Annotated in this window: 12 protein-coding genes and 1 pseudogene; 10 read left to right on the top strand and 3 right to left on the bottom strand. The window is 73.0% G+C overall.

The window, feature by feature from the left end:
• Nucleotides 1–107: 107 nt before the first annotated feature.
• A pseudogene (locus ABZ567_RS12305) lies at nucleotides 108–2123 on the bottom strand (beta-galactosidase); the annotation flags it as partial.
• Between the two features lie 204 nt (nucleotides 2124–2327).
• Here ABZ567_RS12305 and ABZ567_RS12310 point away from each other — a divergent pair.
• Genes ABZ567_RS12310 through ABZ567_RS12325 form a run of 4 tightly spaced genes read left to right on the top strand, consistent with a single transcriptional unit; the run spans nucleotide 2328 to nucleotide 6527 of the window.
• On the top strand, nucleotides 2328–3638 hold the full coding sequence (locus tag ABZ567_RS12310; protein WP_360787500.1) for an extracellular solute-binding protein: 1311 nt from the start codon (nucleotides 2328–2330) through the stop codon (nucleotides 3636–3638).
• Complete coding sequence (locus tag ABZ567_RS12315) at nucleotides 3635–4558, top strand: sugar ABC transporter permease (protein ID WP_360787503.1); 924 nt, start codon at nucleotides 3635–3637, stop codon at nucleotides 4556–4558. Before ABZ567_RS12310 ends, ABZ567_RS12315 begins: the two co-directional genes overlap by 4 nt.
• On the top strand, nucleotides 4555–5472 hold the full coding sequence (locus tag ABZ567_RS12320; RefSeq protein ID WP_360787506.1) for a carbohydrate ABC transporter permease: 918 nt from the start codon (nucleotides 4555–4557) through the stop codon (nucleotides 5470–5472). The genes ABZ567_RS12315 and ABZ567_RS12320 overlap by 4 nt, the downstream gene beginning before the upstream one ends.
• Before the next feature lie 29 nt (nucleotides 5473–5501).
• Nucleotides 5502–6527, top strand: coding sequence for a LacI family DNA-binding transcriptional regulator (locus ABZ567_RS12325; protein WP_360787509.1), 1026 nt, complete (start codon nucleotides 5502–5504; stop codon nucleotides 6525–6527).
• Nucleotides 6528–6670: 143 nt separating this feature from the next.
• On the opposite strand, the gene ABZ567_RS12330 is transcribed toward ABZ567_RS12325, so the two are convergent.
• Nucleotides 6671–7270, bottom strand: a complete 600-nt coding sequence (locus ABZ567_RS12330; RefSeq protein ID WP_360787512.1) for a DUF1349 domain-containing protein — start codon at nucleotides 7268–7270, stop codon at nucleotides 6671–6673.
• 340 nt (nucleotides 7271–7610) lie between these two features.
• On the opposite strand from ABZ567_RS12330, the gene ABZ567_RS12335 reads away from it, so the two are divergent.
• Nucleotides 7611–8084, top strand: a complete 474-nt coding sequence (locus tag ABZ567_RS12335; RefSeq protein ID WP_360787515.1) for a hypothetical protein — start codon at nucleotides 7611–7613, stop codon at nucleotides 8082–8084.
• Nucleotides 8085–8111: 27 nt separating this feature from the next.
• Here ABZ567_RS12335 and ABZ567_RS12340 read toward each other — a convergent pair whose 3' ends face one another.
• On the bottom strand, nucleotides 8112–8534 hold the full coding sequence (locus tag ABZ567_RS12340) for a DUF350 domain-containing protein (RefSeq protein WP_360787518.1): 423 nt from the start codon (nucleotides 8532–8534) through the stop codon (nucleotides 8112–8114).
• A gap of 175 nt (nucleotides 8535–8709) precedes the next feature.
• Here ABZ567_RS12340 and ABZ567_RS12345 point away from each other — a divergent pair, with 175 nt between their 5' ends.
• From ABZ567_RS12345 to ABZ567_RS12365, 5 genes are all read left to right on the top strand, one after another.
• Nucleotides 8710–8988 carry a hypothetical protein gene (locus tag ABZ567_RS12345; RefSeq protein WP_360787521.1) on the top strand — a complete coding sequence of 93 codons (279 nt, stop codon included), beginning with the start codon at nucleotides 8710–8712 and terminating at the stop codon, nucleotides 8986–8988.
• A 152-nt stretch (nucleotides 8989–9140) separates the two neighbouring features.
• Nucleotides 9141–9674, top strand: coding sequence for a DoxX family membrane protein (locus ABZ567_RS12350; RefSeq protein WP_360787524.1), 534 nt, complete (start codon nucleotides 9141–9143; stop codon nucleotides 9672–9674).
• Between the two features lie 148 nt (nucleotides 9675–9822).
• On the top strand, nucleotides 9823–10734 hold the full coding sequence (opcA, locus tag ABZ567_RS12355) for a glucose-6-phosphate dehydrogenase assembly protein OpcA (protein ID WP_360787527.1): 912 nt from the start codon (nucleotides 9823–9825) through the stop codon (nucleotides 10732–10734).
• A 308-nt stretch (nucleotides 10735–11042) separates the two neighbouring features.
• The gene (locus tag ABZ567_RS12360) at nucleotides 11043–11324 is read left to right on the top strand and encodes a hypothetical protein (protein ID WP_360787530.1); all 282 of its coding nucleotides are present in this window, start codon (nucleotides 11043–11045) and stop codon (nucleotides 11322–11324) included.
• A gap of 138 nt (nucleotides 11325–11462) precedes the next feature.
• Nucleotides 11463–12149, top strand: coding sequence for a class I SAM-dependent methyltransferase (locus tag ABZ567_RS12365; protein ID WP_360787533.1), 687 nt, complete (start codon nucleotides 11463–11465; stop codon nucleotides 12147–12149).
• Nucleotides 12150–12191 lie beyond the last annotated feature (42 nt).

Raw genomic sequence — 12191 nt, forward strand, 5'->3', positions numbered from 1 at the left:
GTGGTTCCTCGTGGGGTACGGCTCGCCCGGGGGGTGGCGCGGCGGGCGCTGCCGTCCCCGGGGAGAACGGGGCCCCGGCGACCGGCCGGGGAGGGGGATGGCGCGGTCAGGCGTACGACCCTGACGGCGCCGGCCGGGACGGTGAGCGTGCCGACCGCCGGAGTTCCGCCGGTGAGGAGTTCGGTCCCGGCGCCGTCCAGCGGCACCTTCGCGTCCTCGCCGGTGTGGTTCAGGACGAAGACGTACGCCCCGCCTTCCCCGGCGCGCCGCACCACCTCCACGTCTCGCGGGAGCGCGGTGCGCGGGGCGACTCCGGCGTCCTCGCAGGCGGCGGCGACGATCGCGTCGAGCGCGGCCGTGTCCAGCCGGGTGGAGACGTACCAGGCGGTGCCCCGGCCGAGCCGGTGCCGGGTGACGGCGGGCCCGCCGGCGGCGGGCCCGTCCGCGTACGTCCAGACGGTCTCGGCGCCGCACGGCCGGACGAACTCCGTCCACACGTCGCCGGTGAGGGTGGCGCCGTCCGGCCCCGCGATCCGTACGCGCTGGTCGTCGAGGAGCGGCGACCACTCCTCCACGGTCACGCCGAGGACGTCCCGCAGCGCGCCGGGGTAGGGCCCGGGGTGCACGGCGTCGTGCTCGTCGACGATCCCGGAGAAGTACGAGACGACGAGGGTGCCGCCGTTCTCGACGTACGCGCGGAGGTTCTGCCCGGCGGCCCCGGTGGTGAGGTAGAGCGCGGGGACGACGACCAGCGGGTAGGCCGAGAGGTCGGACTCGGGATGGGCGAAGTCGACGGTGAGGTGCCGGTCGTAGAGGGTCTCGTAGAAGCTGTCGGCGCGCTCGCGGGCGTCGTGGGCCTCGTTGGGTCGCCACTCCAGGCCCTGCGCCCACCAGGAGTGCCAGTCCCAGAGCACGGCGACGTCGGGGACGGTCCGGGTGCCGCGTACCCCGCTGAGCGCGTCCAGGCCGGCGCCGAGGGCGACGGCCTCCCGCCAGATCCGGGTGTCGGTGCCGCCGTGCGGGAGCATCGCGGAGTGGAACTTCTCGGCGCCGCGCCGGGACTGCCGCCACTGGAAGAACAGGGCGCCGTCGGAGCCGCGGGCGACGTGGGCGAGGGAGTTGCGGGCCATCTCGCCGGGACGCTTGGCCGGGTTGCGCGGCTGCCAGTTCACCCCGGACGTGGAGTGCTCGAGGAGCAGCCAGGGCGCTCCGCCGGCGACGGAGCGGGTGAGGTCGGCGGCCATGGCGAGGTTGACGTGGGTGCGGCGGCCGTCGGTGATGAGGTAGTGGTCGTTGGTGACGAGGTCGACCTCGCGGCCCCAGGCCCAGTAGTCGAGGGAGTCGCACTGGCTGAGGGCGGTCATGAAGTTGGTGGTGACCGGGATGCCGGGCGCCAGCTCGTGGAGGATGTCCCGTTCCGCCAGGAAGTTCTCGCGCAGGGTCGCGTCGGCGAAGCGGCGGTAGTCGAGCCGCTGCGCCGGGTTGCCGACGGTGGGCGTGACCCGGGGCGGGTCGATCTCCTCGTACGAGCCGTACCGCTGCCCCCAGAAGGCGGTGCCCCAGGCCTCGTTCACGGCCTCCACGGAGCCGTACGTCCCGTGCAGCCAGCGGCGGAAGTGGGCGGCGCAGCTGTCGCAGTAGCAGGCGCTGACGGGGACGCCGTACTCGTTGTGGACGTGCCAGAGCGCGAGCGCGGGGTGGGCGCCGTAGCGGCGGGCCAGTGCGGTGGTGATGCCGGTGGCGGCCGTGCGGTAGGCGGCGGAGCTGTGGCAGATCGCTCCGCGTGAGCCGTACGAGTACCGGATTCCCTCGGCGGTGACGGGCAGGGCCTCCGGGTGGGCGCGGTAGAACCAGGCGGGCGGTGCCACGGTCGGTGTGCCGAGGTCGACCCGGACGCCGTGCTCGTGGAGCAGGTCGAGCAGCCGGTCGAGCCAGCCGAAGTCGTACCGGCCCGGCTCCGGTTCGAGGAGGGCCCAGGAGAAGATCCCGACGCTCACCATGGTGACGCCGGCCTCCCGCATGAGCCGGACGTCCTCCTGCCAGACGCTCTCCGGCCACTGCTCGGGGTTGTAGTCCCCGCCGAACGCGAGCCGGGGCAGGCCCTTGGGCGTGGGCTGCGACATGAGTCTCTCCTGAAACCTCGAACGATGAAAGCCGTGTCTGCTGGGAACGTGCACACACTCGATCTCGAGCGGGCATCGCAACATAACCGCACACGAACAACCATTGACAAGTGTCCGGAACGTTTCTCTACTGTGAACGCTCACAGATGCATGGCCGGCCTCACCGTCCCCGGATGAGGCCCCATTCGGTCAGGGAGAACCCCCATGCCCCACCTCACGCGCCGCGGCCTCGCCGCCGCCACCGCCGTCCTCGTCGGCGCCACCGCGCTCACCGCCTGCGGCTCCGGCTCCGACGCCAAGGGGGGCTCGGGCTCCGGCCCCGTCGAGCTCACCTACTGGGCCTGGGCGCCCGGCATGGACAAGGTCGCCGCCCTCTGGAACGCCGAACACCCCGACATCCGGGTCACGGTGCAGAAGCAGGCCTCCGGCGACGACCTGGTCACCAAGATCATCACAGCGGCCAAGGCCCACAAGAGCCCCGACCTGGTGCAGGCCGAGTACCAGGCGCTGCCGACCCTCGTCAGCAACGACGCCCTCGCCGACATAGCGAAGGAGACCCAGGACGCCAAGGACGACTTCGCCCCCGGCATCTGGCAGCAGACCACCTTCGGCGGCGACGCCGTCTACGCGCTGCCGCAGGACTCCGGGCCGATGATGTTCTTCTACCGCCAGGACCTCTTCCGGCAGTACGGCCTCTCCGTCCCCACCACCTGGGACGAGTTCGCCACCACCGCGCGCGAGTTGCGGAAGAAGGCCCCCGACAAGGCACTCACCACGTTCTCCGCCAACGACGCCGGCCAGTTCGCCGGCCTCGCCCAGCAGGCCGGTGCCACGTGGTGGACCTTCGAGGGTGACACCTGGAAGGTCGGCATCGACGACCCCGCCACCCGCAAGGTCAGCGACTTCTGGGGCGGCCTGGTCGCCGAAGGCGCCGTCGACAACCAGCCGATGTACACCCCCGCCTGGAACAAGGCCGTCAACACCGGCAAGCAGATCGGCTGGGTCAGCGCCGTCTGGGCCCCCGGCGTCCTGACCACCGCCGCCCCCGACACCAAGGGGAAGTGGGCCATGGCGCCCCTCCCGCAGTGGACCAAGGGCGAGTCCGCCACCGGCAGCTGGGGCGGCTCCTCCACCGCCGTCACCGCGGACTCGAAGCACAAGGAGGCCGCCGCCCGGTTCGCCGTCTGGCTGAACACCGACCCGAAGGCCCTCGCCGCCCTCGTCAAGGAGAGCGGCATCTACCCGGCGGCCACCGCCGCCCAGACCAGCGGCGCCCTCGCCAAGGCCCCCGACCACTTCCCCCACCAGCCCGACTTCTACGCCCGCGCCGCCGAGATCGCGAAGACCACCGCACCGGCCGCCTGGGGCCCCAACGTGAACGTCGCCTACTCCGCCTTCAAGGACAGCTACGGCAAGGCCGCCAAGGCCAGGTCGGGCTTCGGCGAGGCGCTCACCGCGATGCGGGACGCCACCGTCGCCGACCTGGAGAAGCAGGGCTTCGAGGTCGCTCGGTGACCACCGCACGCCGGACGCCGTACGGGGTGAAGGCCGCCCCGTACGGCTTCCTCCTCCCCGCCGTCGTCCTCTTCGCCCTCTTCTTCGCCCTGCCCATCGGCTACGCCCTCTGGCTCAGCCTCCACAAGGTCCAGGTGAAGGGCCTCGGCCTCGGCAAGGGCGCCCGCTCCGAGGTGTGGGCCGGAATCGAGAACTACACGGACGCCCTCACCGATCCCGAACTCGGCCACGGAGCCCTCCGCGTCCTCGGCTACGGAGCGATCGTCGTCCCCGTCATGCTGGGCCTCGCCCTGCTCTTCGCCCTGCTCCTGGACACCGAACGCGTCCGCGCCCGCTCCTTCGCCCGGCTCGCGATCTTCCTCCCGTACGCCATCCCCGGCGTCGTCGCCGCGCTCCTGTGGGGCTTCCTCTACCTGCCCGACGTCAGCCCCTTCCACCACCTGCTCGACCGGGCCGGCCTGCCCCGCCCCGACCTCCTCGACGGCGGCATGCTCATGGGCGCCATGGCCAACATCGCCGTCTGGGGCGGCACCGGCTTCAACATGATCGTCATCTACACCTCGCTGCGCTCCATCCCCACCGAGGTGTACGAGGCGGCCGAGCTCGACGGCGCCACCCCGCTCCAGATCGCGCTCCGCATCAAGATCCCGATGGTGGCCCCCTCGCTGGTGCTCACCTTCTTCTTCTCGATCATCGCGACCCTCCAGGTCTTCGCCGAGCCCACCACGCTCAAGCCGCTCACCAACGGCATCTCCACCACCTGGAGCCCCCTGATGAAGGTGTACAGCGACGCCTTCGTCGCCGGGAACGTCCACAGCGCGTCGGCGACCGCCGTCGTCCTCGCCCTCGCCACGTTCCTGCTCTCCTTCGGCCTGCTCAGGCTCACCACCACCCGCACGAAGCAAGGAGGGAGCCGGTGAGCACGCTCGACACCACCGCCCCGACCCGCAGGTCCGCCCCCGCCGCCGGCACCACCCCCAGCACCTCCCAAGGACCCCCGCGCCCCCGCCGATTCGCCGTCCTGCCCACGGCGGCCCTGCTGCTCGGCGCTGCCTACTGCCTGCTCCCCGTCGCCTGGGTCGTGGTCGCCTCCACCAAGTCCGGCACCGAACTCTTCTCCACCTTCACCTTCCTCCCCGGCAGCGGCTTCGCCGACAACCTCGCCGACCTCGACGCCTACCGGGACGGCGTCTACTGGAAGTGGATGGGCAACTCGCTGTTCTACGCGGGCCTCGGCGCGATCCTCTCCACGATGGTCTCGGCCGTCTCCGGCTACGCCCTCGCGATGTACCGCTTCCGCGGCCGGGAGACCGTCTTCAACATCCTGCTCACCGGCGTCCTGATGCCCCCGGTCATCCTCGCCATCCCGCAGTACCTGCTCATGGCGAAGGTCGACCTGACGGACAGTCACCTCTCCGTCCTGCTGCCGCTGATCCTCTCCCCGTACGGCGTCTACCTCGGCCGCGTCTACGCCGGCGCCGCCGTCCCCGCGGAGCTGGTGGAAGCCGGCCGGATGGACGGCGCGGGGGAGTGGCGGATCTTCCTCAGGATCGCCGTCCCGATGATGGGCCCCGGCCTGGTGACGATCTTCCTCTTCCAGTTCGTCGCCATCTGGAACAACTTCCTCCTGCCGTACATCATGCTCAGCGACGACGAGAAGTTCCCGATGACCGTCGGCCTCTTCACCCTGCTCGCCCAGGGCTCCAACACACCCGCCCTCTACACCCTGGTGATCACCGGCGCGCTCCTCGCGATCGTCCCGCTCATCGCCCTGTTCCTGGTCATCCAGCGCTTCTGGAGCCTTGACCTGCTCTCCGGCGCCGTAAAGTCCTGAGCACAGGGGATCGAGGGGAAACACAGAGCATGAGCGCAGCAGCGAGCAGGCGCCGACCGGCGACCATCCACGACGTGGCCCGCGAGGCCGGCGTCTCGCGCGGCACCGTCTCCCGCGTCCTCAACGGCGGCCACTACGTCAGCCCGACGGCGAAGGCCGCCGTCGACGCCGCCATCCGCAGAACGGGTTACGTCGTCAACCGGCACGCCCGCTCGCTGATCACCGGCAAGTCCGACTCCGTCGCCTTCCTCCTCACCGAACCGCAGGAGCGCTTCTTCGAGGACCCCAACTTCAACGTGCTGCTCCGCGCCTGCACCCAGGCGCTCGCGGCCCAGGACATCCCGCTGCTCCTGATGATCGCGGGCACCGAGGACGAGCGCCGCCGCAACCTCCGCTACATCGAGGCCGGCCACGTCGACGGCGTCCTCCTCGTCTCCAGCCACTCCGGCGACCCCGTGGTGGCCCGGCTGCACGAGGCCGGCGTCCCCGTCGTCGCCTGTGGAAAGCCGCTCGGCCAGACCGCCAAGATCGGCTATGTCGCCGCGGACGACCGCGACGGCGCCCGCGACATGGTCCGCCACCTGTACGCCTCCGGGCGGCGCCGGATCGCCACCGTCACCGGACCGCTCGACACCCCCGGCGGGGTGGAACGCCTCGCCGGCTACCGCGAGACGCTCACCGAGTGCGGGCTGCCCGTCGACGAGACGCTGATCGCCGCCGGCGACTACAGCCGGGCCAGCGGCGAGGACGCGGCCCGCGCCCTCCTGGAACGGGCCCCGGACGTCGACGCCGTGTTCGTCGCCTCCGACCTGATGGCCCAGGGAGTCCTCGACGCCCTCGCCCGCGCCGACCGCAGGGTGCCCGAGGACATCGCCGTGGGCGGCTTCGACGACTCCCCGGCCGCCCTGTCCTCCCGGCCCTCGCTCACCACGATCCGCCAGCCCTGGGACCGGATCAGCTCCGAGATGGTACGGATGCTGCTGGCCCGGATCGCGGGCGAGGAACCGTCGGCGGTGATCCTGCCGACGGAACTCGTCCACCGCGAATCGGCGTAGGCGCGGGGGCGGCGCCGCAGCTCGACGGCGGGCGAGCGGGCGGCGCCCACCGGCTCGAACACGTGCCGCTCCCCACAGAACTGGCCGTCCTTCACTGGACGCTCGCCGGGCGCTGACGCCCGTACGCACGCGTCCTCGGACGGTCACCGGCCGTCGAAGAGGTGCGCGAGCGTCGTCGGGTCGAGACGGAACGCGTCGAAGTCGACGCGGCAGCCCTCGCCGACGGGCGACTGCGCCACGATGCCGACCCGCGGCGCGGCGCCGTCCTCGCCCAGGGTGAACTGCCGTACCAGGCGCCAGATCGCGCCGTCGTCCGATACGTGGAAGGCGTACCCCTCCCCGATCCGGCTGATGCGCAGCCACAGCGCGTCCCCCGCCACCGGACCCGCGAGCGCGTCGTCGGACCGGCCGCGGGTCACGACCGAATAGACGCTCGGAGCCCCGTCGTGCGCCTGCTCGAAGGTGAGCTTGGCCCAGTGGTCGTCGTCCGCCCACACGACGAGCGCGCCCGCGTCCCAGGCGGACCGGAAGTCGACCCGGAGGCGGGCCGAGAGCTGCCAGTCGCCCTCCGGCGGCACGGTCAGGGCCACGGCGGCGTCGCGGCGGGCGCCACCGCCGATCGGGTCGGTGAAGACGTCCGTGTGAGGGGCGGCCGTGACCGAGAGGACGCCTTCGGCGAGGGACCACGCCTTGGGCGCGGTCACCCAGGCCATGGCGAGCGGGAGCGGGATGTCGTCGTTCATACGGCAATGATCGCGAGCCGGCCGACCGCCCGCCACGGGGTCGGAGAAGGATCCACGAACCGGCGCGAAAGTCCAAGCCGACGACCTCCGCCCGCCAGGACGAGGCCCCTGGGCGGGCGTCGGCCACATGCCCGACGCCCGCCCGTTCACACGGATGGACGGGCTGCCGCGCCGGGCGGACACCCGTCAGACTCCGGGGACCGACGCCCGTCCGGCAGCCGGTCACGTTTCCTCGCCTACGCGTACCGATGTCAGTGGGTGCCCCTACGGTTTTCACCATGATGACGACGACCAGGCTGAAGCGGTCGCAGGACGTCACCGCTGCCGTACGGCGGCCGCGGTGACGGCGGGGTCAGGGGGCGGTGGCGCCTTCGAGGCGGCCACCGGCGACGGACCGCCGCTGCCCCCTGCCGATGCCGAGCAGCGGTCCCGGGAGATACGGGCCGCTGTCGACGGACTGCTCCAGATCAGGCGGCTCACCCTGGACCGGGGCGGGGACCCGAGGACGGCGCCAGCCGACTGGGAGCGCCGGCAGCCGGTGCGTGCCGTGGCCCTCGCCCTGGAGTCCGGAGGGCTCGCGGCCTCGGCCGTGGACGCCTCGGGAGTGCGGGTCACCACCGGATACCGGGTCCGCGCGGGGGACCGGTCCGGCACAGCGGTGGTGGAGTGGCTGGGCCCCTCGGGCTCGGGCGCCGCGCGGGAGGAGGAGGCGGCGCTCGGCGCGTGTGTGCCGGCCCTGGCGCGGCTCGGCTGGGAGGCCCTCCTCTACAAGGGCCCGCGCGGGCGCCGCTTCCTGGAGGTGGAGCCCATGTGAGGTGAACCGGGGGGAAGGAGCCGGGTGTCAGGCGATCGAGGCGGAGACGATCGCCGAGACCGCGATGTTGCAGGAGGCGGTCACCCAGACCGCCGGGTGCGGCTGCGGGTCGACCAGGGTGGCGCCCAGCTTCCCCGGCGTGACCAGGTCCACGACCAGGAACGCCACGGCCATCATCACCAGGCCGAGGAGCCCGAAGGCGGCCGTCGAGACGAGGCCCTTGCCGAAGTCGTCGTACGTCGTCCAGATCGAGGTGAAGACGATGCCGCCGATGCCGAGGAGCGCCGAACTCAGCAGCGTCGCCGCGTTGCGGTTGCGGTCCTCCCAGATCTGGCGCCCGAGCTTCCCGGGGGTCAGCAGGTCCACGAGCACGATGCCGAGGATCAGCAGGACCACGCCGAGGGCGCCGTAGGCGCCGGCCCGGCCGAGGCCGTTGACGATGTCGCTCATGGGGTGCCGGCTCCGCAAGGTCGCGATCTCGGGGGATCGGTGGTCTAGGACCGGCAAAATGTAGCGCACGCGTCAACAGTGTCCGCCGCCCGCCCGGGAATCGGGCGGACGGCGGGGTGGGACGCGTGCGACGGAGGGGAGCGGGCGAACCGTCGCGTCCCGCCCCGGTCGGCAGGTGCCTGGCGCGCGAGCGCACCTGGAACGCCGCCACGATCTCGACCGCGCCGACGGCGACCTGCCAGATCCCGCCGGGGAGCGCGAGCACCGCCGCCGACTCCAGCGGAGACACGATGAGCACCACTCCGGCGAGGACGCCGAGGACCAGCGCCGCGACTCCGGCCACCGGCAGCGCCTGCCAGACGGCGCCCGCGAGCGCGCTCAGCGGCGGCCCCGGCGGTCGTGCGTACGCACCTCCTCGGGCCGCCACGAGGCGCCGCTCGTGAGGGTCCCATGAACGGTGACGTCCCTCCCACTGAAACGGCACCGGACAAATGCCGCAAAACATGACTCAAGCGGAGTACTCAGCCGGTGCCCCGGCAGGCGCGGGCCGGAGAGGGCGACGACAGTGGAGGGCATACGTGTCCGCCTCCCGCACAGGAGAAACACATGGGCCACCCCAACCGGCGCGATCTCGGGCTCCTCGTCCTGAGGGTCGGTACCGGTGCCGTACTCGCCGCGCACGGCACCCAGAAACTCCTCGGCTGGTTCGGCGGGGGCGGCATCGAGGGCACCACCAAGGCGATGGAGGCCATGGGCTTCCGGCCGGGCCGGGAGAGCGCCGTCGCCGCCGGTCTCGGCGAGGCGGGCGGCGGTGTCCTGCTCGCCCTCGGCCTCGCCACCCCGGCCGCCGGCGCGGCGGCCGCGGGGGCCATGGCGGGCGCCGTCGCCGTCCACGCCCCCGCGGGCTTCTTCGCCCAGGGCGGCGGTTACGAGTACCCGGCGTTCCTCGGCTTCGTCGCCGCCGCGATCGGCGTCACCGGTGCGGGCCGGTACTCCGTCGACCACGCCACGGGGCACGCCCTCGACCGCCCCTGGGTGGTGGCCACGGCCTTCCTCGGCACCGCCGTCGCCGCCGCTGCCGTGGTCGGCCGCCGCGCCGAGGCCCAGTCCGCCGCGGAGCCGGACCCGGAAGAGGCGTAACCCCACCCCACCCGAGCCGGACCCCGGACCCGCGTAACCCCCCAGCCGGGTCCGGAAGCTGCCCGTCCCGTCCCGGGGTGGGGGTCCGCAACCCCTCCGCCGCGGGGGAGGGTTAGGCTCGCCGCAGAGGAAGGGACGGCCGCCGCGCATGAAGATCGATCTGACGGACACCGACTCCAGTAAGATCAACAAGGCGATTCTGCAAGGCCGCAGGGCGGTCGGCACCCCCGCCGCCGGCGTCGTGCTCACCCTTGTCGTCGTCACCGACGAGGAGCACGCCTACGACTCCGTCAGGGCCGCCAACGAGGCCTCCCGGGAACACCCCTCCCGCATCCTCGTGGTCATCAAGCGCCATGCCCGCTCACCCCGCGAGCGCCACGGGACCCGGCTCGACGCCGAGGTCCGCCTCGGCACCGACGCCGGATCCGGCGAGACGGTCCTGCTCCGGCTCCACGGCGAACTCGGCGCCCGCGCCGACTCCGTGGTCCTGCCGCTGCTCCTGCCGGACGCGCCCATCGTGGTCTGGTGGCCCGTCGACGCCCCGGACGTGCCCTCCCGGGACCCGCTCGGCTCCCTCGCGCAGCGCCGCATCACCGACATGTACGCGGTCGAAGACCCCCTCGCGGCCCTGGAGATCCGAGCCGCCTCCTACGCCCCCGGGGACACGGACCTCGCTTGGACCAGGCTCACCCCCTGGCGCTCGATGCTGGCCGCCGCGCTCGACCAGGCCCCGCTGACCGTGACCTCGGCCGCCGTCGAGAGCGAGGCGGAGAACCCCAGCGCCGAACTCCTCGCCCGCTGGTTCGAGGTGCGGCTCGGCGTCCCCGTCGACCGGGTCGTCACCGACGGTCCCGTCGTCACGGCCGTCCGCATGGGCACCGCGGACGGCGAGATCCGCATCGACCGTCCCGAGGGACCGGTGGCCAGGCTCGCGATCCCCGGCCAGCCCAGCCGGGTCCTCGCTCTGAAGGTGCGGACCACCTCCGAGCTGATCGCCGAGGAACTGCGCCGTCTCGACCCCGACGAGGCCTACGCGGCCGCGCTGCGCGGCCGCGCCTGACGCCCGTCGCCCCGGCGGACGTTCAGCCCACGGGGGTGAGGTCCACCGGCAGCGTCGCCATGCCGCGCAGCCTGCCCCTCGCGCCGTACCTCGCGGGGGGCAGGAGCGGCCGTGGCTCAGACGACCCGGACACTCCCGTGCCGTCGACGCCGCTCCCGCGCAGGAGTGGCCGGGGCCCCCTCCGGCCGGACACTCCGCGCCGCCGGCGCCACGAGGACGTCGTCGGGACGATCTCCGTGACATCCTCGGACGAACCGCCCACCCCGTGTCCGGACGTGGGTCTTCCTCGTCCCGCGCGGAGGATCACCATGCTCATCAGCCATGCCGTAAGCGACCAGGTCCTGACGGTGACCCTCCACCGCGACCTGGACGTCACCAACCGGGCCGCCGGCGCGCTCCAGATCCAGGCCCTGGTGCAGGCGCACCGGCCCACCAGGGTGGTCATCGCCGTCCCGAGCGCCGACCCCACCCCCGCCACCCTCAGCACCCTCGCCCGCGCCCACCGGATGTGCGCGAGCCTGGGCATCCCGATCGCACTCAGCGGGGCGAGCGCCCGCACCCGCCGACTCCTGGGCGTGTCCGGCGGGTGAACGGCGGGCTCCCGCCCGGCGGACAGCGACCCACGGCCTGTCCTCCACCATCCGGATCCTCACCTTCTCCCGAGCAGCGTTTTGCCGGACCGGCAACAGCAGTGGCGGGACCGCGGCGTGGTCGGCGACGGTGGACCCATGACCGACGACATCGCAGCGGGAACGCCCGCCTCCGACACCTCCCCGCCCGCCGACGGATACGTCGGAGACCCCGCGGTACGGGCGGAGTGGGACAACCGGTACGCCGACCGGGAACAACTGTGGAGCGGCCGGCCCAACGGCGCGCTCGTGGCCGAGGTCGCCGCGGCCGGGCTCACCCCCGGCCGGGTGCTCGACGTCGGCTGCGGCGAGGGCGCGGACGCGGTCTGGCTGGCGCGCGAAGGCTGGGACGTGACCGCCCTGGAGGTCTCGGGCGTGGCCCTGGAGCGGGCGACCGGGCACGCCCGGGACGCCGGCGTCGACATCCACTGGGTCCACGCCACGCTGACGGAGGCGGCGCTCCCCGCCGGCTCCTTCGACCTGGTCTCCGCGCAGTACCCGGCGCTGCAGCGCACTCCCGACGCCTCGGCCGAGCGTGCGCTGCTCTCGGCCGTCGCGGTCGGCGGTGTGCTCCTGCTCGTCCACCACGCGGGAATGGAATCCCAGCAGGTCAACGACAGCGGCTTCGACCCCGCGGACTACGTCTGGCCCTCCATGGTCGTGGCGTTGCTCGACGACGACTGGGTGGTGGAGGTGGACGAGCAGCGCCCGCGCGTGGCACCCGACGGCGGAGCCGGCGCGCACCACACCGACGACGTGGTGCTGCGCGCCCGCCGACTGCGCTGAGTCCGTGTGGCCGGTCCCGGTCCGTGGACCGGGACCGGCCAC

Origin of the sequence: Streptomyces sp. NPDC016459, assembly GCF_040632845.1 — a bacterium.
GTDB lineage: Bacteria > Actinomycetota > Actinomycetes > Streptomycetales > Streptomycetaceae > Streptomyces.

Coding starts and splice junctions, on each gene's coding strand:
- ABZ567_RS12310 (WP_360787500.1), top strand. CDS start 2,328: ATGCCCCACCTCACGCGCCGCGGCCTCGCCGCCGCCACCGCCGTCCTC.
- ABZ567_RS12325 (WP_360787509.1), top strand. CDS start 5,502: ATGAGCGCAGCAGCGAGCAGGCGCCGACCGGCGACCATCCACGACGTG.
- ABZ567_RS12330 (WP_360787512.1), bottom strand. CDS start 7,270: ATGAACGACGACATCCCGCTCCCGCTCGCCATGGCCTGGGTGACCGCG.
- ABZ567_RS12340 (WP_360787518.1), bottom strand. CDS start 8,534: ATGAGCGACATCGTCAACGGCCTCGGCCGGGCCGGCGCCTACGGCGCC.
- ABZ567_RS12350 (WP_360787524.1), top strand. CDS start 9,141: ATGGGCCACCCCAACCGGCGCGATCTCGGGCTCCTCGTCCTGAGGGTC.
- opcA (WP_360787527.1), top strand. CDS start 9,823: ATGAAGATCGATCTGACGGACACCGACTCCAGTAAGATCAACAAGGCG.
- ABZ567_RS12360 (WP_360787530.1), top strand. CDS start 11,043: ATGCTCATCAGCCATGCCGTAAGCGACCAGGTCCTGACGGTGACCCTC.
- ABZ567_RS12365 (WP_360787533.1), top strand. CDS start 11,463: ATGACCGACGACATCGCAGCGGGAACGCCCGCCTCCGACACCTCCCCG.